A 20,125-nucleotide genomic window follows, 5' to 3' on the forward strand; every position below is an offset into this window, starting at 1 on the left:
ACAAGCTCAGGACCCTGAAGCCATGCAAGCACGCAATCCGCTCCGTACCACCATGAAGCGCAACCGACTCTGCTCCGCCATGCTGGCGGCCATGGTGGTTTCCGCAGGTACTCCAGCCTTCGCGCAGGAGACCGAACAGGCTGAAACCGAAACCACCACGACCTCGCAGACGACCCAAACCCTCGACAAGGTCGAAGTGACCGGCTCGCGTATCAAGCGTACCGAAATCGAAGGCCCGGCCCCGGTTGTCGTCCTGACCGCGGACGATATCGAGAAGGAAGGCTTCTCCACCGTATACGAAGCGCTGAACACCCTCAGCCAGTTCACCGGCAGCGTGCAGAACGAGTTGACCCAGAGCGGCTTCACCCCGAATGCGCAATTCATCAACCTGCGCAGCTTGGGCCCAGGCTATACGCTGATCCTGATCAACGGCAAGCGCATGGCGGACTACCCGGTCCCCTACAACAGCCAGTCCAATGCGGTCAGCCTGAGCAGCATCCCCGCCGCTGCAGTGGAGCGCATCGAAGTGCTGACTGGCGGCGCCTCGGCCATTTACGGTTCTGACGCCGTGGCCGGCGTGATCAACATCATCACCAAGAGCAATTACGAAGGCGACACTATCCGTCTGCGCGGCGGCATCACCTCCCGTGGCGGCGGCGATACCCTGCTGTTCCAGTGGACCGGCGGCAGGACTTCCGACAACTGGAGCCTGACCTACGGCTTCGAGTACCTCGACCGCGAGGAAATCCTGGCGTCGCAGCGCGATTTCATGGACTCCTATTACGACAACCCGGATTTCAAAGATGATCCGAATTACGCCACTGCAGTCAGTGGCGTATACCTGTACCAAAATGGTCCGGGCTACGTCTGGCAGGGTCAGGACGGCAGCATCTCGACTTCCGTCGATAATCTGCTCTACTCCTGCGCGGCAACTTCTCCGGACTTCGAGCCCTACAATTCATCGGCTTCCGTGTCCAACGATACCCCCAACCGCTGTGGCTACTTCGGCTACCCAGCCACCCAGTCCATCCAGAATGCCTTCAACAAGAAGTCCGGCTACCTGAGCGGCGCCTACGACTTCGACAACGGCATGCAAGCCTATGGACAGTTCCTGGTCACCAACTCCAGCAACAAGGGCTACAGTTCCACCCAGTTCTGGCAGACCCCGGGCTGGGTGTACGATCCGACCCTCGGCTATGTCCAGGCGCAGCGTATCTTCACCCCGGAAGAGGTCGGCGGCCCGCAAGCTACCACCTACGATGAAACTGCCTACAACCTGGTCGGCGGCCTGCGAGGCACCATGTTCAGCGATCGCTTCGACTGGGACGCCAGCGTGTCCTATTCGAAGTTTGATTTCGAATCCCAGCGCCCGCGCTTCCTGGCCAACAAGATCAACGACTACTTCATGGGCGACCTGCTGGGCTATGCGGGCAGTTATCCGGCCTACAATGTCGATGTCGACCGCCTGTTCAGCCCGCTGACGCCCGAGACTTACCAATCGCTGATCACCACGGTGAAGAGCACCGGCGAATCGGAGAACATGAGCGGTGCATTCACCCTCAGTGGCGACCTGTTCGACCTTCCGGCTGGCCCGCTAGGCGCGGCCCTGGTCCTGGAAGCCGCGCACCAGGAATACACTCTGGATCCCGATCCTCGTACCATGGTCGATTACGAAGGCGAGGACTCCATCTACAATCTCACCAGCACCAACGGCGGCGGCGAGCGCGACCGCTATGCCTTGGGCCTCGAGTTCAGCATCCCGATCTTCAACTCGCTGAAAGCAAGCTTGGCTGGTCGCTTCGATCAGTATGACGATGTCACCAACGTTGATGGAGCCTTTACCTGGTCGGCTGGCTTGGAATGGCGCCCGTTCGACAAGCTGCTGCTGCGCGGCAGCTACGCAACCAGCTTCCGTGCGCCGGACATGCACTACGTGTACGCCGGCAACTCCGGCTTCTATACCAGTATCCGCGACCAGTATCTGTGCCGCGTGGATGGCATCGACCCGCAGTCTTCCGACTGCTCGGGTTCAGACTATGTCTATCAGGTCTTCGGCACCCGCAAGGGCAGCACCGAACTCGAGGAAGAGGAAGGCACATCGTTTACCGCCGGCCTCGTCTTCGACGTCACCGACAACATGTCGGTGACTGTCGACTACTACAAGATCAAACTGGAAGGCGCCGTCTCGGATATCAGTACCGACTTCCTGTTCCGCAACGAGGCGAACTGTCTGCTGGGCACCGATACCGCCGGCAACCCGGTGGATTCCAACTCGGCCGCCTGCGAGTATTACACCAGTCTGGTTTCGCGTGACTATTCCGATCTGGGCGATGGCAAGGTCGACGAGTATCTGTCCGTGCCATACAACCAGTCCATGCAGCGCACCGAAGGCATCGACGCCAATTGGAAATACCGGATGGATACCGATCGCATCGGCGCGTTCCGCTTCGAGATCGGCTATACCCACGTGTTGAAGCTGGAAGAGCAGGAATTTCCGGGCAGCGACATCGTCAATACCCGCGATCACCTGCAGTACTTCAACTTCCGCAGTCGCGCCAACATGCGCGTGAACTGGGAAATCGACGATTGGAGTACTACGGTCTATGGCACCCGCTTTGGCTCACTGCCCAACTGGGCCGAGACCGGCCGCATTGCTCCATATTTCTTATGGAATCTGGAACTGCAGAAGAAGATCACCAACAATGCCACGTTGGGCTTTGCGGTGACCAACATCTTCGACAAGTTGCATCCGGCAGACGATACCTACAACTCGTACCCGTACTTCTGGCGCGCCTACAGCCCTGTCGGCCGACAGATCTATGCGGATTTCCGATACAGCTTCTGATTCAAGACACTTGCATCAACGATTTTGCTAGCCTTGGAGCCCGGACTCTGTCCGGGCTCTTTTTTGCCGCATGCTTGCCTTGCATAGACGGCAGCCATGCAGACACTGGACTCCATTGTTTTCAGCGAGGCAAACGGAATGAATGCTCTCCATAAATTGGCCACACTGTCCTTGGCCGCCACCTCAATGATGGCCGGCATTGTCGATTCGGCGAACGCGACGACATCCATCTCCGATTTCGTCAAGCACCCCGTCTACAGCACGGCCAGGATTTCCCCCAACGGCGAATATCTGGCCATCAGCGTGGACCAGGGCGATCAGGATGTTCTGACCATCCTGCGCACCAAGGACCTCAGCCCGGTCAAGATCAACGTCCTGCCCGACAAGAAAAGCGTCGGTGCGTTCTACTGGACCAGCCCGGACAGGCTGATGTTCAACGCCGTCATCAAGATAGGTTCATACGAGCGTCCGCGCGCAACCGGCGAATGGTTCGCGGTCAATGCCGACGGCTCGCAGCCGCGCACGCTGATCGAATACGGCACCCAGAACGCGACTCAACGCAGCAAGTCCGTAGGTAACGAGGCATTTTCCATGCTGGATACTTTGCGCGACGACGATACCAACGTCGTCATGCTGGTGCGTTATCCGCGCTCCAGCACGGGCGCGGGCACCGAAGTGGTCATGGTCGACACCCTGAGTGGACGCCGCAAGTCATTGGGTCGTGCGCCGAGGGAAAACTGCTCGCTTGCCCTTGGCCCTGACAAGCAGCCGTTGTACGCCGCCTGTTACGATGACAAAGACGAGACCAATGGCTATGACGCCAGTAACGAGGTTTACCAACGCGGCGCGGATGGCAAGTGGAGCCTGATCAGCGCATCGAAGGCCGACGGAAAGTTCCTCGACATCGAGCGCAGTGCTGCCAACGGCAAGATCTACGCCACCCAAAGCGATGGCAAGGGCCCAGCAGCATTCGGCCTGCTTAACCCAACCGATGGCAGCTTCACCGAGCTGTTCCATGATGATGTATCAGAGATCTCGGACATGATCGAGGCGGCGGACAATTCCGAGGCCATCATCGGCGTGGTTACCGAAGCCGGCGCGCCCAAGGTCACGATGATCGACGAAGCGCATCCGGACGCGGTGCTGTATCAATCATTGGCGATGTCTTTCCCGGGCCAGTTCGTCGATTTCTCCAGCGCCACCCTCGACGGGCAGAAGATCATCGTCAGCGTTCGCAGCGACACCAATCCCGGCGAGTTGTACATGTTCGACCGCGGAACCAACCGCGCGCGCTTCCTGATGAAGAGCCGGCCCTGGATCGACCCCAAACAGATGAGCGACATGAAGCCCCTCTCGTTCAGGACGCGCGACGGAATGACCCTGCACGCCTACTTGACTCTGCCCAAGGGCAGCGATGGCAAAAACCTTCCGATGATCGTCAACGTTCACGGCGGCCCGATGGGCCCACGCGACAACTGGGGCTTCGACAATGAAGCGCAGATGTTCGCCAGCCGCGGCTACGCGACCCTGCAGATCAACTACCGCGGCTCTGGCGGCTTCGGCAAGGCGTTTCGGGACATGGCCTACGGGCAATGGGCCGAGGGCATCATGAACGACATCATCGACGGCACACGCTTCGTCATCGATCAGGGCTATGCCGACGGCAAACGGGTCTGCATCTACGGCGGCAGCTTCGGCGGTTATGCCTCGATGATGGCCCCGGCACGCAATCCGGACCTGTTCGCCTGTGCGTTTGGCTATGTCGGCGCGTATGACGCGCAGGTGCAGATGACCAAGAGCGACACCAGCAAGAGCGAAAGCGGAATGCGTTATCTGCTGCGCGCGCTTGGCAGTACCCGTGCAGAGCGAGATGCCATGTCCCCGGTCAACCATGCAAGCCAGATCAAGCTTCCGGTCTACCTGGCCGCAGGCGCTCGCGATCAACGCTGCCCACCGGAAAACACCGAGGCCATGGCCAAGGCACTGACCTCGGCCGGCAATCCGCCAGAGGGGGTCATCATCCAGTCGGGCGAGGAACACGGCTTCTACAAGGAAGAGAACAACCTCAACCTCTACACCAAGATGCTGTCGTTCTTCGATAAGCACATCGGCGGCAAGGTGGATGTCGGCGTGCCGGCCTCCGCCAACTGAAGCCGCTGTCCTGCTGCACCGCCGCTTGCGACATACGCAGGGGAATGGTGAGATAGCCGCCGGTTGCCGCACTGACGGCAGCCGGTGACTGTCCAATCCCTCGGAGGGGAACATGCGCAACACATTTCTGGCTGCGGCCTTGGCCTTGCCGCTTTTCGCCGCCGCGCTGCCGGCCCTGGCGGCCGATGCCGAAGGCCGCTGGAAGACCATCGACGACGAGACCGGGCAGGCCAAGTCGATCGTCGAGATCACGCGTGCCGCCAATGGCAGCTATAGCGGCCGCATCGTCGAGTTGCTGAGGCCCAGCAAACCCAACCCGACCTGCGACAAGTGCAAGGACGACCGCAAGGACAAGCCGATCACCGGGATGGAAATCATCCGCGGGATGAAGAAGGACAACGCCACACGTTTCAGCGGCGGCACCATCCTGAAACCCGACGAAGGCAAGGTCTACAAGTCGAAGATGGAGCTGATCGACGGCGGCCAGAAACTGAAGGTTTCCGGCTGCATCGCCTTCATCTGCAAATCGCAGACCTGGCTGCGCCAATAGGTCCGGTCCGACACGACCCGATGCATCCCGCGACCCGGCCTCTGCCGGGTCGCGGCTTTTCCGGCATGCGATAATTGCCGATCCCCGAACCGCCGCCGACCATGTCCGCCCGCAAGATTCTCGTTTCCAGCGCCCTGCCCTACGCCAACGGCCCGCTGCACCTGGGCCATCTGGTCGGCTACATCCAGGCCGACATCTGGGTGCGGGCACGGCGCATGGGCGGTGACACCGTGCGGTTCGTCTGCGCCGACGACACCCACGGCACCCCGATCATGCTGGCGGCCGAGAAGGCCGGGGTCACCCCGGAGGCCTTCATCGCCGGCATCCAGGCTGGGCACGAGCGCGACTTTGCCGCCTTCGGCGTGGCCTTCGATCACTACGACTCGACCCATTCCGCTGCCAACCGCGAACTGACCGAATCGATCTATGCACGGCTGGACGCCGGCGGCCACATCGCGCGCCGCAGCGTGGCCCAGTTCTACGACCCGGCCAAGAGCATGTTCCTGCCCGATCGCTACATCAAGGGCATCTGCCCGAACTGCGGCAGCCCGGACCAGTACGGCGACAACTGCGAGGTCTGCGGCGCCACCTATGCACCAACCGAGCTGAAGGAGCCGAAGTCGGTCGTGTCCGGCGCCACCCCAGAACTGCGCGAGTCGGAACATTTCTTTTTCGAGGTCGGCCGCTTCGATGCCTTCCTGCGCGAGTGGCTGGCCGGCGACGTGGCCGTGCCGGGTGTGAAGGCCAAGCTGATGGAGTGGCTGGATGCCGAAGGCGGCCTGCGCGCCTGGGACATTTCCCGCGACGCGCCGTATTTCGGCTTCCAGATTCCCGGCCAGCCCGGCAAGTACTTCTACGTCTGGCTGGATGCGCCGATCGGCTACCTGTCCAGCTTCCGCAACCTGTGCGCGCAGACTGGCGACGATTTCGACGCCTGGCTGGCCGCCGATGCGGATACCGAACTGCACCACTTCATCGGCAAGGACATCGTCAACTTCCACGGCCTGTTCTGGCCGGCGGTGCTGCACGGCGCCGGCATCCACGTGCCGGACCGCCTGCACGTCAACGGCTACCTGACCGTGGGCGGCGCCAGGATGTCGAAGTCGCGCGGCACCTTCATCATGGCCCGCACTTACCTGGACGTGGGCCTGGAGCCGGAAGCGCTGCGCTACTACTACGCGGCCAAGTCTTCCGGTGGCGTCGACGACCTGGACCTGAACCTGTCCGACTTCGTTGCCCGGGTCAACAGCGATCTGGTCGGCAAGCTGGTCAACCTGGCCAGCCGCTGCGCCGGCTTCATCGGCAAGCGCTTCGACGGCAAGCTGGCGGCGACTTTGCCCGACCCGCAGCAGTACGCGCGCTTCGCTGCCGCGCTGGCGCCGATCCGCGACGCCTACCTGCACAACGAGCCAGCCAGCGCGATCCGCCAGACCATGGCCCTGGCTGACGAAGCCAACAAGTACATCGACGAGCGCAAGCCCTGGGTGATCGCCAAGCAGGACGGCAGCGATGCCGAACTGCAGGCGGTGTGCAGCCAGGGGCTGAATCTGTTCCGGGTGCTGGCCTGCGCGCTGCGCCCGATCCTGCCGCGGTTGGCCGAAGGCGTGGAAACCTTCCTGGCCGCGCCGCTGGCACGCTGGAGCGATGTCGATGCACCGCTGCTCGACCATGCCGTCCAGCCGTACCTGCCGCTGTTCACCCGCCTGGACCCGAAGCGGATCGATGCGATGACCGAGCAATCACGCGACACCTTGGCTCCCGCTGCAACGGCAACCGTTCCTGCAGCGAAAACGCAGAAGGACACCCCGGTGGAAGCTCCCGCAGATACCTCGCCGACCCATGTCGGCATCGACGATTTCGCCAAGCTCGACCTGCGCATCGGCAAGGTGATGGCCTGCGAGTTCGTCGAAGGCTCGGACAAGCTGCTGCGTTTCGAACTGGACGTTGGCGAACTGGGCACGCGGCAGATCTTTTCCGGGATCCGCGCCAGCTATGCCGAGCCGGACAGGCTGGTCGGCCGCAAGGTGGTGTTCATCGCCAACCTGGCCCCGCGCAAGATGCGCTTCGGCCTCAGCGAGGGGATGATCCTGTCGGCCGGCTTCGACGGCGGCACGCTGGCCCTGCTCGATGCCGACGACAGTGCGCAGCCAGGCATGCCGGTCCGCTAGGCGAACGGGACGTCATCGCCCGCAAGCGGCGGTTTCGGCGGCCGCCGCGAGAACACACTGCATGCAACTCGCGTTGTTCGACTTCGACCATACCTTGACCGACCGCGACAGCTATGCGCGATTCCTGCGCCGGGTGGCGTCGCCGACGCAACTGGCACGGGCGCGGTGGAGCATCGGCCCGTGGTTGCTGGGCTACCGGGCGGGATTGATATCGGCGCAACGATTGCGGGCACGCGTCACCCGTATCGTTTTCTCGGATCACGACGCGGACGAGGTCTGCGCGCATGGCCTGGCCTACGCGAACGACGCAATTCCCGGCATGTTGCGCCCCGAGCCGATGCAACGACTCGCCTGGCACCAGACGCAAGGTCATGAAGTGGCAGTGGTTTCCGCTTCGCTCGACCTGTATCTGCACCCCTGGTGCGAACAGCACAGTCTGAATCTGATATGCAACCGGCTCGAAGCACGTTCCGGCAAGCTGACCGGGCGCTACGCCGGACGCGACATCGGCCGCCACAAGGCCGACGAAATCCGTGCGCGCTACGATCTGAGTCGCTACGATCGCATCCACGCCTACGGCGACAGCCACGAAGACTTGGCGATGCTGGAACTGGCCCACGAGCGCTGGTATGCGGGCAAGCGCATCGCATGAACACACCGTCCATGACCACGCCTGCCGAATCCGATCTGATCGAACGCCTCGACCGCCTGCTGCCGCAGACCCAATGCGGCCAGTGCGGCTATGCCGGCTGCCGGCCCTACGCCGAGGCGATGGCGAACGGCGAGGCCGGCGTCGATCATTGCCCGCCCGGCGGCGATGCCGGCGCGCGCGCGCTGGCGCGCCTGCTGGACGTGCCGGCGCTGCCCTACGATCACAGCCGCGGCGAACACCTGCCGCCGCGGGTCGCGCTCGTCATCGAAGCCGACTGCATCGGCTGCACCAAGTGCATCCAGGCCTGTCCGGTCGATGCCATCGTCGGCGCCGCCAAGCTGATGCATGTGGTGCTGGAGCCGCTATGCACCGGCTGCGAGCTGTGCCTGCCCGCATGCCCGGTGGACTGCATCGTGATGGAACCTGCAACCGCGGACTGATTCAGCCGATCCGATTCAATCCGCCGCGCAAGCCGCGCAGACCCGTTCGACCTGGTAACCCTGGTCGCGCAACTGCTCGACCAGCCCGTCCGGCCCCAGCAGGTGCAGGGCGCCGACCACGACCAGCACGTCCGCGTCATGACCACCTTCGTCCAGTCGCTGCTGCAATTTGGGCAGCCAGGCCTGATTGCGCTGGACGTTGATCAGGCGGTAGGTCTCCGGCGTCTTGTCGATGGTCTCCTGCAGCATGTTGCCATTAAGCCCCTCGACATCGCCCTGCCGCCACTGCTCATGAAGTTCGAACAGCTGGCCCAGGGATTTCTGCGGATCATCGAGAAGCTCCTTCAGGCCGCTGACCTGCTCGGATATCGGTGTCGAGCCAGTATCTGCAGCTGCTCGTCGAAGGTCTCCAGCCCGGCCGCCGGCTTGTCCGCTTCGGCGGCACGCTGCATCAGGTGCTGGTCCAGCCCCAGTTCCGGACGAAAGCCGTTGGCCTGGGCGAAACCCATCACCATGCCCAAGGTCAGGAACCAGGGCTCCTGCGTGTCCACCGCCGCCGCGCCACCGCCCATTTTCATCATCTGGTCGAGCTTGGCGTAGGTCTCCTCCGACAGCACCTGCTTCAGGGTCGAGCCATCGTCGAACATGCCGGCCGCCAGGAACTTCTGCCCGATGTCCGGCGCGGCCAGCGCCTCCGGCCCCAGTTCGAACACCAGTGATTCGGCATCGTCGAACGCCGCGTCGACTTCGGCGGGCAACGGATAGTCGCTCGGTTTGAGCAGGTGGAACGATCCGAGCAGATAGACCGCATTGTCCGCATCGGAGACCTTCCACAGCAGGGGTTTGGCATCGGCGGCAGCCGACGCCGGTGCGTTTTCGGCCTGGCTGCCGAAAGCGCAGCCGAACAGCAGGCAGGCCGCGAGCAGCGACCGATAATGATTCCGTTTCGACATGGTGACACTCCTTATCGGGGTTGAAGGTCAATGCACCGGCTTGGGCGGAACGTAGGCCTTCTCGCCGGCGGTGATGGCCAGGTCCAGCCGGTTTTCCGGTGGCGGCAGCGGGCAGGTCGCGAACGGGGTGAACGCACAGGGCGGACTGTAGGCGCGATTGAAATCGAGACTGACGTACCCGGCGGCATCCGGCCCCGGCGTGTACAGGTAGCGCCCGGCCGGATAACTGCCGTGGCCGCTGGTGCGGTCGGCGACGATGAAGAACAGTTCGTCATCCGGATCGCCCAGCGCCTCCAGCCGGTAGCTGTGACCGTCGCGCTCGAACTCGACCGCGCCCGGATTCGGGGTGTCGGTGGTGATGCCGATGATGTCGACGATCGGAATGGTCTTGCCTGCCGGGTTGGGAATGTATTTGGCCAGGATTTTCCAGGACGCATCGGCCGGCCAGTACTCGAGCCCGGTGAAATGCAGGCGGCTGTCCGCGTCGGCATGCTTGACCCGCAGCGCGAAGCGGTCGCCACGACGAATGACGGTCAGCTGACCCTTGCCGTCGTCGAACCCGACCGTATCCGGCGCGGCATCCATGTCGCTCTTCAACTCCACCTTGCCCTTCAGCGGCTCGCCGTTGAGCGACAACGGCAGGCCACGCTCGGGAGTGAAGTACACCTTCCCGTTCTGTTGCTGCACCATGCCCAGCTTGTCCGGGCCCACGGCCAGACGAATGCCGCTGCCGGGGCCGCTGCCAATGTAGTGCGCCTTCAGTTCCAGCCAGTGCAGGCCGACCAGGCTGGTCCAGCCATCCGGCTGCAGCAGCCTTTCCTTGCGCTCCGCACGCCAGATGGCGTTGTCGGCGAGAAATTCGGGATCGGCAACCGGCGTATCCGCCGCCGGCGCCTTGTCGCCGCCGCGCCCGCATGCAGCCAGAAGCAGCAGCGCGGCAAGTATCCCCATCTTCCACTTGTCGTTTCCCATCATTCAACGCCCCCGCAGGAACCAGCGATCGATTTCGGCCAGTGAGAAGCGCGCCCACGTCGGCCGGCCATGATTGCACTGGCCGGAACGTTCGGTGGCTTCCATGTCGCGCAACAGCGCATTCATCTCCGGAACGGTCAGGCGCCGGTTGGCGCGCACCGCCCCGTGGCAGGCCATGGTGGCCAGCAATTCGTCGCGCGCGGCAGCCACGCGGCGGCTTTCACCGTGCTCACGCAAATCGGCCAGCACGTCGCGCAGCAGCGCCGCCGGCTCGGCATGCGCCAGCAATGCGGGCACGCTGCGCACGCTGAGCGACTGCGGACCGCTGCGGATCACTTCGAAACCCAGCGCCTGCAGCGTGGCCTGTTCGCGCTCGGCGACGTCGGCTTCGCGCTCGGCCACGGCCAGGCTGATCGGCACCAGCAGCGGCTGCGACGTCAGGCCAGCCGCGTCATGCGCGCCCTTGAGCTTTTCGTAACCGATCCGCTCGTGCGCGGCATGCATGTCGACCACGACCAGGCCTTCGGCGTTCTCGGCCAGGATGTAGATGCCGTGCAGCTGGGCGATGGCGTAGCCGAGCGGCGGAACTCCGCCCGCATCGGCATCCGGCATCGCCTGCGGATAGCCGGAATCCTGCGCCGGCGGCGCGGCGTACAGCGTGGCATAGGCGGCAGGCGCTTCGGCCACGGCAAGACCCAATGGCGACTGCCGGGTGGGCATCCAGCCGGATGGCGGCGCGGCATGGCCAGCTGCGGCAGGCATGGCGGAGTAAGAGGGATCCGAACCCGGCGGCGGCATCGAAGCCGCCGCGCCCGCGCGGGTTTCGGCCAGGGCCTCGTGCAGGCTGCGATAGACGAAATCATGCACCAGCCGCGCGTCGCGGAAACGCACTTCGTGCTTGGCTGGATGGACATTGACGTCGACCCGGGTCGGATCGATCTCCAGGAACAGCACATAGGCCGGCTGGCGGCCATGGAACAGCACGTCCTGGTAGGCCATCTTCACCGCATGGGCGATGCTGCGGTCGCGCACGCTGCGGCCATTGACGTAGAGGTACTGCTGGTCGGCGCTGGCGCGCGAGTAGCTGGGCAGGCCGATCCAGCCGTGCAGGCGCAGCCCCGCGCCGGCATGTTCGACCCGCAGGCTCTGGCGGGCGAAGTCCTCACCCAGGGTCTCCAGCAGCCGCGCCGGCGATTCGGCAGCGTCCGCGCGGTAGCGGCGGGTCGGCTTGCCGTTGTGGGTGACGCGCAGTTCGATGTCGGGCCGCGCCAGCGCCAGCGAACGCAGCCATTCCTCGATGTGGCCCAGCTCGGTGCGTTCGGCGCGCAGGAACTTGCGCCGCGCCGGGACGTTGTAGAACAGCTCGCGCACTTCCACCGTGGTACCGGGCGATTGCGCCTTCGGCATCACCTCGCCGAGCTTGCCGCCATCGATGTTCAGTACCGCGCCGTGCGCGTCGTCGGCACGGCGCGAAGCCAGCGAGAAGCGGCTGACCGAGGCGATCGACGGCAGGGCTTCGCCACGGAAGCCCAGGGTGGCCACCGCTTCCAGGTCGTCCAGCGAGGCGATCTTGCTGGTGGCATGGCGCGATACCGCCAGCGGCAGTTCGTCGGCCGCGATGCCGCCGCCATCGTCGCGGATGCGGATCAGGCGCACGCCGCCCTCTTCCAGATCGATGTCGATCCGGGTGGCGCCGGCATCAAGCGCGTTCTCGACCAGTTCCTTGACCACGGAGGCCGGGCGCTCGACCACTTCGCCGGCGGCGATCTGGTTGATCAGCAGTTCGGGAAGCGGTCGGATCGGCACGGCGGACACGGAAAACACCAGTCCGGATGATACCCGAGCCCCGTTCGCCTCAGGGAGAACCCGCGCCCGCGGCGACCGCCGTCGATTCCCGCACCGCCTCGGCCGCCTGTGCGCGCGCGGCGAACAGCGTGCCCGGCGGCGGCTGGCGGGTGAAATAGGTCTGTACGCCGTCCAGCACCGCGCCGGCCAGCTTACGCTGGAACGCCGGATCGGTCAGCCGCTTCTCTTCGTCCGGATTGGAGATGAAGGCGGTCTCCACCAGCATCGCCGGCATGTCCGAGGTCCGCAGCACGGCGAAGTTGGCGCGTTCGATCTGCGGCTTGTGGTTGTTGCCGACCCGCTTCAGGCCCGACAGCACCTGATTGGCGGCATCTTCCGACGCGCGCATGTGCCCGCTCTGGGCCAGATCGATCAGCACCGAGGACAGGGTATTGCCGACCTGCTGCAACTTCACCCCGCCGACCAGATCGGAGGCGTTTTCCTTGTCGGCCAGCCAGCGCGCGCGCTGCGAGGACGCTCCGCGCAAGGACAGCACGTACACCGACGAACCCTTGGCGCTGCGGTTCTCGGCGGCATCGGCATGGATCGACACGAACAGGTCGGCATTGGCGGCGCGCGCCTTCTTGGCCCGGTTCGGCAGCGGGATGAAGTAGTCGCCATCGCGGACCAGATAGGCCTTCATGCCGGGGGTGGCGTCGACCTGACGCGCCAGTTCGCGCGCGATCGCCAGTACCACGTGCTTCTCGTACTTGCCGCTGGGTCCGACCGCACCGGAATCCTGGCCGCCGTGGCCAGCGTCGATCGCGATGATCAACGGCCTGCTCTTGAGCGGCGCGGCCGGCTTCGGTGCCGCCGCCGCAGGTGCGGTCGTCGCCGGAGCGGGAGCGGTAGCCCCCGGCGGCGATGGCGGAACGGTCGCCAGAATAGCGGAAGCCCCCGCCGTGGCCGGTGCGAGAGAGGCCCCGACAGCGGCCGAGGTCGTTGCAGGCACCTGGTAGGCAGTCGCCTGGCCGTCGAGGATGGACTGCGGCGAGATGCCCGGGTTCTGCGTCGCCGCGACCTGGACGGACGATGGCGCGCTCTGGGTCAGGATCTGCTGCGGGGACGGCGTAGATGCCTGAACGGGCGCGGATGTCGTCGCGACCGCCGGTACCGGACCGTCGCCCGGCCATTCGATCACCAGCCGCGAACCGCCGGAAGACGCCTCGACACGTGGCTGCAACGCCGCCACCGGCGCCGCCAGGTCGAACACCAGCCGCAGCGTGCCCGGCACCGGCTGGCCGCTGCGGACCGCCTTGACCACACCGGTACCCGCCGGCAACTGCAGCCCGCGCTGCATGCTGGATTCGCCCAGATCGACGACCAGACGGTCCGGACCGGACAGCGACAGGGTCTTGAACTCGCCGCGGCCGACCAGCTCGATTTCGACCCGGGTCCCGGTTGCGCCCTGGCTCAGGCGGACATCGCGGATTTCACCGGAAAACGCCGGGGCAGCAGCGCCCAAGGCCAGCAAACTGCCGGCCAACCAGGCTCGAATTCGGACATTCCCCATGCGCATGCGCGAATTCAAGCATCAAACGGGGCCGGAATGCAAGGGCTTTTCCCTTAATAATCCGTGACCTGGGATAACTTCCTAGTCTTGACCGGAAAGGATTTCCCGCAACTCGCTGCGCCCGGGCAGCCGTTGCAGCCAGGCCTCGCCGGTCGGCGAGGTCGCCAGCAGCCGGGCTGAGCGCCCCTGCCCCTCCACCGCCAGTTCCAGCCGCAGGTCGGCTGCCGGCAGGGCATTGCCGCCACGCTCGGGCCATTCGACCAGCCACAGGCGGGCTTCGCCCTCGTCTAGGCCAAGGAAATCCAGCTCGGCGGCCTCGGCGATGCGGTACAGGTCCAGATGCCAAGCCTCGCCGTCTTCCAGCGGATAGCGCTCGACCAGGGTGTAGGTCGGGCTGCGGATCGCGCCCTGCACGCCCAGCCTGCGCAACAGCGCGCGCGCCAGCGTCGATTTCCCGGCGCCGAGATCGCCCTGCAGATGGATCACGGCCGTTTCCGGCCTGGTCAAGCCCAGCGCACTGCCAAGTGTTTCGGTCGCCGCCGTATCGGGAAGGAAGCATCGCATCTGCACATTCTAGGCAAGCGCAGGCATGTCCGCGCCCACTGCCGGTTCGCGCGATACCTCAGGGATTGGCCAGGCGTCGCAGCTGCGGCAGCAGGTCCGAAGGCAGCAGACCGCGCTGGCCATCGACCGCGGCAGCATCGCCGGCCAGCGAGTGCAGCAGCGCACCGGCGGATGCCGCATCGAACGCCGACAGGCCCTGCCCGCGCAGGGCGGCAATCGCGCCGGTCAGCAGATCGCCCATGCCGCCGACCGCCATGCCCGGGTTGCCGGCGCCGACCACGCGGGGAATTTCCGCGGGCGCGGCGACGATCGTTCCGGCGCCTTTCAGTACCGTCACCGCGCGATGGCGTTCGGCAATCGCCTGCGCAGCGGCGAAGCGGTCGCACTGTACGTCATGTACGGCCGTGCCGAGCAGGCGCGCGGCTTCGCCCGGATGCGGGGTCAGGATCGCGCCGTCCAGCGGCTGCGGCGCTTCGGCCAGCAGGTTCAGCGCATCGGCATCGAGCACCAGCGGCTTGCCCGCTTCCAGCGCGAGACCCAGCATCGCCCGCCCCCACTCGCCCATGCCCAGCCCGGGGCCGACGGCGACGACATCCGCCGCGGCCAGCAACGGGATCGCCTCCGCGCCCGATTCCACCGCCACCGCCATCGCTTCCGGCCGCCGCGCCAGCAACGCCGGCACGTGGCGCTCGCGGGTCGCCACGGTCAACAAGCCGGTGCCGCAGCGCAGGGCCGCCTCGGCGCACAGCAGGATCGCGCCGCCATGACCGTGGTCGCCACCGATGCACAGCACGCGCCCGGATTCGCCCTTGTGCGTGTTGCGACGACGCGGCGGCAGCCAGGCCGACAGCGCGCCCGCCTGCAGCAACCCGGCCGTCGCCTCGATGCCGGCATGGGCAGCATCCGGCACCTGCAGATCGTCCAGCAGCAGTTCGCCGGTCCGCTCCAGTGCATCGCCGGTATGCAGGCCGCGATGGCGGACGATGAACTGCAGCGTCACCGCCGCCGTCACCGCCGCGCCCGGCGCGATGCCGGCGTCGGCATCCACCCCGGTCGGCACATCGAGCGCGAATACCGGCGCTGCTTGCGTGTTGATGACCTCGATCAGCGACGCCGCATCAACCTCCGGCGCACGCGACAGGCCGATGCCGAACAGCGCATCGACGATGACATCCGCTTCCAGGCCCGCCTCGGGAAACAGATCGACGCGACCGCCTGCCGCCAGATACTCGGTGCAGGCGCGCTGGGCCAATGGCGTGCGTGGCGCATGCGCGGCCAGGTGCAGCACGCGCACCTGCCGCCGCGATTGCAAGGCCAGTTTCGCCAGTACGTAACCGTCGCCGCCGTTGTTGCCCGGCCCGCACACCACCACGATCCGTTGCGCCTGCGGCCATCGCTGCAGCAACTGCTGCCAGCCCGCCTGCCCGGCGCGCTGCATCAGCGCGTAACCATCGCCGCCAAGCAAGGCCGTAGCTTGCGCATCCAGCCGGCGCGCGGCGGCGGTGTCGTACAGGGGAACGATGCCGTGCATGCAGCGGATTCTATACTTCATCCATGCCTTCGCCCCTCGCCCCGCCCCGTCCCGAGCTGCCGGATCCGGCCGGCGTTGCCGCACGCATCCGTGAGCTGGCCCATGCCTCCGGCTTCCAGCGCTGCGGCATTTCCGGCGTCGAACTCGGCGAGGACGAAACCCATCTGCATAACTGGCTGGCGCAGGGCCTGTACGGCGACATGCAGTGGATGCGGGCGCATGGCGACAAGCGCTCACGGCCGCGGGAACTGGTCCCAGGCACTTTGCGGGTGGTTTCGGTCGGACTGGACTACGGTCAGGACGACGACGCGGAGGCCTGGCGTACGCTGGCCGACGGCGAGCGTGCCTACGTGGCGCGGTATGCGCTGGGCCGCGACTACCACAAGCTGATGCGCAACCGCCTGCAGAAACTGGCCGAACGCATCGCCACCGAGATCGGGCCGTTCGGCTTTCGCGTATTCGTCGATTCGGCGCCGGTGCTGGAACGCGCGCTGGCGCGCAATGCCGGGCTGGGCTGGATCGGCAAGCACACCTGCCTGATCGACAAGGATGGCGGTTCGTGGTTCTTCCTCGGCGAAATCTACCTGGACCTGCCGCTGCCGGTCGATCCACCGGCCAGCACGCACTGCGGCAGTTGTACGCGCTGCATCGACATCTGCCCCACCCAAGCCATCGTCGCCCCGTACCGGCTGGATGCGCGCCGCTGCATTGCCTACCTGACCATCGAGCACGAAGGCGCCATTCCCGAGGAGCTGCGCCCGGCCGTCGGCAACCGCATCTTCGGCTGCGACGACTGCCAGCTGGTCTGCCCCTGGAACAAGTTCGCCAAGCGCACCGACGAAACCGATTTCCGCACACGCAACCGGCTGGACACCGCCACCCTGGCCGAACTGTTCGCCTGGAGCGAAGACGACTTCCTCAGCTGCACCGAAGGTTCGGCGATCCGCCGCAGCGGTCATGAGCGCTGGCTGCGCAATATCGCCGTCGCCCTGGGCAATGCACCGACCACGCCGGAAGTACTGACCGCATTGGCCTCACGTCGCGACGACCCTTCAGCGCTGGTCCGCGAACATGTCGCTTGGGCGCTGACACGCCACGCCAGCGGCTGAGCGCGTCAGCCGCGTGACCTGATCTCCGCCAGCAGCGCCTGCGTCACCGGATCGGAGGCTTCCGATTCGCCGCGCAGGGCCGGCAGCAGGCCGTTGGCCAGTTGCTTGCCGAGTTCGACGCCGAACTGGTCGAAGGCGTTGATGCCCCAGATCACCGACTGCGCGTAGACGCTGTGCTCGTACATGGCGATCAGCGCGCCGAGCGACTGCGGGGTCAGCGCGTCGAGCAGGATCATGGTGCCGGGACGGCCGCCGGGATAGCGGCGATGCGGGTCGTCGCTGCCCTGCCCGTTGGCCAGCGCCTCGCTCTGCGCCAGCAGGTTGGACAGCAGGGCCAGATGGTTTTCCGCATACGGATCGTCGTTGCGCAAGGTGCCGACGAAATCCAGCGGCACCACTTGGGTGCCCTGGTGCAAGGCCTGGAAGAAACTGTGCTGCACGTCGGTGCCGGCGCCACCCCACCACACCGGCACGGTGTCGCCATCGACCGGCGAGCCGTCGAGCTTCACCGACTTGCCCAGGCTTTCCATCACCAACTGCTGCAGGTAGGCCGGCAGCAGCGCCAGGCGCTGGTCGTAGGTCATCACCCCGTGCGCGGCATGGCCGAGCAGGTTGCGGTTCCACACTGCGGTCAGCGCGTGGCGCACGGCCAGGTTGGTCGCCAACGGTGCCTGCAACACATGCGCGTCGAACTCGGCCGCACCGGCCAGCAGCGCCTCGAAGCGTTCGAAGCCGATCGCCAGCGCGATCGGGAAACCGACCGCCGACCACAGCGAATAGCGGCCGCCAACCCAGTCCCACATCGGCAGCACGCGTTCGGCGGCGATCGCGAAAGCCGTCTCGGCGCGCTGCGGATTGGCGCTGACCGCGTACAACTGCTCGCTTCCGCCCAGCCAGTCGCGCAGGATCGCGCCGTTAAGCAGGGTTTCCTGAGTGCCGAAGGTCTTGGAGATCAGGATGCCTGCGGTCCGCGCCGGGTCGAGCTCCGCCAGCGCGCGCTGCATGGCCGCACCGTCGACGTTGGAAACGAAGTGCACGCGCAACTGCCCAGGCACTGCGTCGCGCAAGGCGTCGGCGACCAGCCGCGGCCCCAGGTCGGAACCGCCGATGCCGACGCTGACGATGTCGGTGATCGGGCCGGCTTCCAGTTCCGCAACCAATGCACCCATGCGCCGACGTACTTCGCAGGCGGTGGCGAAGGCTTCGCGCGCCGCCGTGGCCTGCGACAGGTTGCCGCGCAATGCGGTGTGCAGTGCGGCGCGGCCTTCGGTGACGTTGACCGTCTCGCCATCGAACAAGCGCCGGAACGCGGCCGATAGCCCCCTGTCCTCGCCCAGTGCGACCAGTGTGGCAAAGGCGGCGCGATCATAGCCTTGGCGCGCGAAGTTGGCGTACAGCGGCCCCACCCGCAGCGAGAAATCGGCGACCCGCGCCGGATCGGTGGCGACCAGCTCGGCGGTACGGCTGCCCCGCAACCGGGCGGCATGCGTTTGCAGCATATCGAATGCGCTCATGCGGCCTGTTTCGGAATGCTGTCGTTGGTATGGGTGATGCGGTTGTCGCCGTCGACGTAGACCAGTTTCGGCTTGAACTGCGCGACCTCGGCTTCGTCCATGCTGGCGAAGGCGGCGATGATGACCAGGTCGCCGACCTGCACGTGGCGGGCAGCGCCACCGTTCAGCGAAATGATGCCGCTACCCTCGTCGGCGCGGATCGCGTAGGTGGTGAAGCGGCTGCCGTTGCTGATATCCCAGACATGCACCTGCTCGAACTCGCGGATGCCGGTGGCATCCAGCAGCAGACCATCGATGGCGACCGAACCTTCGTAGTTCAGTTCCGAATGGGTCACCGTGGCGCGGTGGATCTTGGCTTTGAGCAGATTCAGATGCATGGCGGCGGATTCGCTCGGGGGAACCCGGATTCTAGCAAGCCAACGACGCAAGCTTTCTTCTCGCGCACGGGCAGGTTCAGAACTCCAGGTTGTCGATCAGCCGGGTCCGCCCCAGTCGGGCGGCGATCAGCGCGACCTTCGCACCGGCATCGTCCGCGCCCGGTTCACCGAGGTCGTGCCGTCGCACCGCCGCGTAATCGACAACGAATCCGGCTGCGGCCAGCCGCTGCGCGGCTGCGGCTTCGACCTCGGTACGCGACTTGCCCGCCCGCATGCCATCGATCATGTCCTGCAAGGTGCGGCGGATCTCGGCCGCACGCGGACGCTGATCCGCATCCAGATACTGGTTGCGCGAACTCATCGCCAGACCATCGGCCTCGCGCACGATGCTGCCGGCCAGAATCTCGATCGGAAACGCCAGGTCGGTCACCATCTGCCGGATCACCGCCAACTGCTGGTAGTCCTTCTTGCCGAAGGCAGCCACGTCCGGCTGCACCTGGTTGAACAGCCGGCTGACCACGGTACAGACGCCATCGAAATGGCCGGGGCGATGCTCGCCTTCGAGCACGCCACTGACACCCGGCACGTGCACGTTGGCCGCCAGCTCGATGCCGAACGGATACATCGATTCCACCGTCGGCAGCCACAGCACGTCGCAACCAGCGCCTTCCAGCCCGCTCATGTCGGCCTCCGGCGTGCGCGGGTAGCGGGTGTAGTCCTCGTTGGGACCGAACTGGGTCGGGTTGACGAACACGCTGGACACCACCCGGTCGGCGTACTGTCGCGCCAGCATCACCAGCGAATAGTGCCCGGCATGCAGGTTGCCCATGGTCGGCACGAAGCCCACCCGCAACCCCTGCCGCTTCCATTCGCAGACGCGGGCGCGCAGCTGATCCAGCTCGGTGATGGTTTCGATCATGGTTCCCGGTTCCGGTACGCGG

The 20,125-nt window shown here is 65.6% G+C and carries 17 protein-coding genes; 7 read left to right on the forward strand and 10 right to left on the reverse strand.

Features of this window, described 5'->3' with window-relative positions; translation table 11 throughout:
• The first annotated feature begins 79 nt into the window (after window positions 1-79).
• From CSC70_RS14805 to rnfB, 6 genes are all read left to right on the forward strand, one after another.
• A complete protein-coding gene (locus CSC70_RS14805) occupies window positions 80-2,845 on the forward strand; it encodes a TonB-dependent receptor plug domain-containing protein (protein WP_281349604.1) in 2,766 nt (921 codons plus the stop codon).
• A gap of 96 nt (window positions 2,846-2,941) precedes the next feature.
• The gene (locus tag CSC70_RS10035; protein ID WP_246189384.1) at window positions 2,942-4,996 is read left to right on the forward strand and encodes an alpha/beta hydrolase family protein; all 2,055 of its coding nucleotides are present in this window, start codon (window positions 2,942-2,944) and stop codon (window positions 4,994-4,996) included.
• Between the two features lie 112 nt (window positions 4,997-5,108).
• Window positions 5,109-5,546, forward strand: coding sequence for a DUF2147 domain-containing protein (locus CSC70_RS10040; RefSeq protein ID WP_162456502.1), 438 nt, complete (start codon window positions 5,109-5,111; stop codon window positions 5,544-5,546).
• Window positions 5,547-5,647: 101 nt separating this feature from the next.
• Window positions 5,648-7,714 carry a methionine--tRNA ligase gene (metG, locus tag CSC70_RS10045; protein WP_162456503.1) on the forward strand — a complete coding sequence of 689 codons (2,067 nt, stop codon included), beginning with the start codon at window positions 5,648-5,650 and terminating at the stop codon, window positions 7,712-7,714.
• A gap of 61 nt (window positions 7,715-7,775) precedes the next feature.
• Window positions 7,776-8,366, forward strand: coding sequence for an HAD-IB family phosphatase (locus tag CSC70_RS10050; protein WP_162456504.1), 591 nt, complete (start codon window positions 7,776-7,778; stop codon window positions 8,364-8,366).
• Window positions 8,363-8,806, forward strand: a complete 444-nt coding sequence (gene rnfB, locus CSC70_RS10055) for an Rnf electron transport complex subunit RnfB (RefSeq protein ID WP_246189385.1) — start codon at window positions 8,363-8,365, stop codon at window positions 8,804-8,806. Before CSC70_RS10050 ends, rnfB begins: the two co-directional genes overlap by 4 nt.
• Window positions 8,807-8,821: 15 nt before the next feature.
• Here rnfB and CSC70_RS14810 read toward each other — a convergent pair whose 3' ends face one another.
• From CSC70_RS14810 to CSC70_RS10090, 7 genes are all read right to left on the reverse strand, one after another.
• On the reverse strand, window positions 8,822-9,175 hold the full coding sequence (locus tag CSC70_RS14810; protein WP_162456584.1) for a TraB/GumN family protein: 354 nt from the start codon (window positions 9,173-9,175) through the stop codon (window positions 8,822-8,824).
• Window positions 9,151-9,759: a TraB/GumN family protein gene (locus tag CSC70_RS14815; RefSeq protein WP_162456505.1), complete on the reverse strand. Its 609-nt coding sequence runs from the start codon at window positions 9,757-9,759 to the stop codon at window positions 9,151-9,153. Before CSC70_RS14815 ends, CSC70_RS14810 begins: the two co-directional genes overlap by 25 nt.
• Window positions 9,760-9,786: 27 nt before the next feature.
• Window positions 9,787-10,734: a DUF1684 domain-containing protein gene (locus tag CSC70_RS10070; protein WP_425501557.1), complete on the reverse strand. Its 948-nt coding sequence runs from the start codon at window positions 10,732-10,734 to the stop codon at window positions 9,787-9,789.
• Complete coding sequence (gene mutL / locus CSC70_RS10075) at window positions 10,735-12,537, reverse strand: DNA mismatch repair endonuclease MutL (RefSeq protein ID WP_162456586.1); 1,803 nt, start codon at window positions 12,535-12,537, stop codon at window positions 10,735-10,737. It lies immediately after the preceding gene.
• A gap of 49 nt (window positions 12,538-12,586) precedes the next feature.
• Window positions 12,587-14,095, reverse strand: coding sequence for an N-acetylmuramoyl-L-alanine amidase (locus tag CSC70_RS10080; RefSeq protein WP_162456506.1), 1,509 nt, complete (start codon window positions 14,093-14,095; stop codon window positions 12,587-12,589).
• Window positions 14,096-14,170: 75 nt separating this feature from the next.
• Window positions 14,171-14,653, reverse strand: a complete 483-nt coding sequence (gene tsaE / locus CSC70_RS10085) for a tRNA (adenosine(37)-N6)-threonylcarbamoyltransferase complex ATPase subunit type 1 TsaE (protein ID WP_162456507.1) — start codon at window positions 14,651-14,653, stop codon at window positions 14,171-14,173.
• 58 nt (window positions 14,654-14,711) lie between these two features.
• On the reverse strand, window positions 14,712-16,184 hold the full coding sequence (locus tag CSC70_RS10090) for an NAD(P)H-hydrate dehydratase (protein ID WP_162456587.1): 1,473 nt from the start codon (window positions 16,182-16,184) through the stop codon (window positions 14,712-14,714).
• 23 nt (window positions 16,185-16,207) lie between these two features.
• Here CSC70_RS10090 and queG point away from each other — a divergent pair, with 23 nt between their 5' ends.
• Window positions 16,208-17,293, forward strand: coding sequence for a tRNA epoxyqueuosine(34) reductase QueG (gene queG / locus CSC70_RS10095; protein WP_162456508.1), 1,086 nt, complete (start codon window positions 16,208-16,210; stop codon window positions 17,291-17,293).
• 5 nt (window positions 17,294-17,298) lie between these two features.
• Here queG and pgi read toward each other — a convergent pair whose 3' ends face one another.
• The 3 genes from pgi to panC form a co-directional block, all read right to left on the reverse strand.
• A complete protein-coding gene (gene pgi / locus CSC70_RS10100; protein WP_162456509.1) occupies window positions 17,299-18,807 on the reverse strand; it encodes a glucose-6-phosphate isomerase in 1,509 nt (502 codons plus the stop codon).
• Window positions 18,804-19,184 (reverse strand): aspartate 1-decarboxylase, encoded by a 381-nt coding sequence (gene panD, locus CSC70_RS10105; protein ID WP_162456510.1) that lies wholly within the window; start codon window positions 19,182-19,184, stop codon window positions 18,804-18,806. The genes pgi and panD overlap by 4 nt, the downstream gene beginning before the upstream one ends.
• Window positions 19,185-19,260: 76 nt before the next feature.
• Window positions 19,261-20,103 carry a pantoate--beta-alanine ligase gene (gene panC / locus CSC70_RS10110; protein ID WP_162456511.1) on the reverse strand — a complete coding sequence of 281 codons (843 nt, stop codon included), beginning with the start codon at window positions 20,101-20,103 and terminating at the stop codon, window positions 19,261-19,263.
• Between the last annotated feature and the right edge of the window lie 22 nt (window positions 20,104-20,125).

Origin of the sequence: Pseudoxanthomonas kalamensis DSM 18571, from assembly GCF_010211745.1 — a bacterium.
Classification (GTDB): domain Bacteria; phylum Pseudomonadota; class Gammaproteobacteria; order Xanthomonadales; family Xanthomonadaceae; genus Pseudoxanthomonas_A; species Pseudoxanthomonas_A kalamensis.

Excerpts from the sequence above, each read along its gene's own strand:
- CSC70_RS14805 (WP_281349604.1), top strand. The coding sequence starts at position 80 with ATGCTGGCGGCCATGGTGGTTTCCGCAGGTACTCCAGCCTTCGCGCAG.
- CSC70_RS10035 (WP_246189384.1), top strand. The coding sequence starts at position 2,942 with ATGCAGACACTGGACTCCATTGTTTTCAGCGAGGCAAACGGAATGAAT.
- CSC70_RS10040 (WP_162456502.1), top strand. The coding sequence starts at position 5,109 with ATGCGCAACACATTTCTGGCTGCGGCCTTGGCCTTGCCGCTTTTCGCC.
- metG (WP_162456503.1), top strand. The coding sequence starts at position 5,648 with ATGTCCGCCCGCAAGATTCTCGTTTCCAGCGCCCTGCCCTACGCCAAC.
- CSC70_RS10050 (WP_162456504.1), top strand. The coding sequence starts at position 7,776 with ATGCAACTCGCGTTGTTCGACTTCGACCATACCTTGACCGACCGCGAC.
- rnfB (WP_246189385.1), top strand. The coding sequence starts at position 8,363 with ATGAACACACCGTCCATGACCACGCCTGCCGAATCCGATCTGATCGAA.
- CSC70_RS14815 (WP_162456505.1), bottom strand. The coding sequence starts at position 9,759 with ATGTCGAAACGGAATCATTATCGGTCGCTGCTCGCGGCCTGCCTGCTG.
- CSC70_RS10070 (WP_425501557.1), bottom strand. The coding sequence starts at position 10,734 with ATGATGGGAAACGACAAGTGGAAGATGGGGATACTTGCCGCGCTGCTG.
- CSC70_RS10080 (WP_162456506.1), bottom strand. The coding sequence starts at position 14,095 with ATGCGCATGGGGAATGTCCGAATTCGAGCCTGGTTGGCCGGCAGTTTG.
- tsaE (WP_162456507.1), bottom strand. The coding sequence starts at position 14,653 with ATGCGATGCTTCCTTCCCGATACGGCGGCGACCGAAACACTTGGCAGT.
- CSC70_RS10090 (WP_162456587.1), bottom strand. The coding sequence starts at position 16,184 with ATGCACGGCATCGTTCCCCTGTACGACACCGCCGCCGCGCGCCGGCTG.
- queG (WP_162456508.1), top strand. The coding sequence starts at position 16,208 with ATGCCTTCGCCCCTCGCCCCGCCCCGTCCCGAGCTGCCGGATCCGGCC.
- pgi (WP_162456509.1), bottom strand. The coding sequence starts at position 18,807 with ATGAGCGCATTCGATATGCTGCAAACGCATGCCGCCCGGTTGCGGGGC.
- panD (WP_162456510.1), bottom strand. The coding sequence starts at position 19,184 with ATGCATCTGAATCTGCTCAAAGCCAAGATCCACCGCGCCACGGTGACC.
- panC (WP_162456511.1), bottom strand. The coding sequence starts at position 20,103 with ATGATCGAAACCATCACCGAGCTGGATCAGCTGCGCGCCCGCGTCTGC.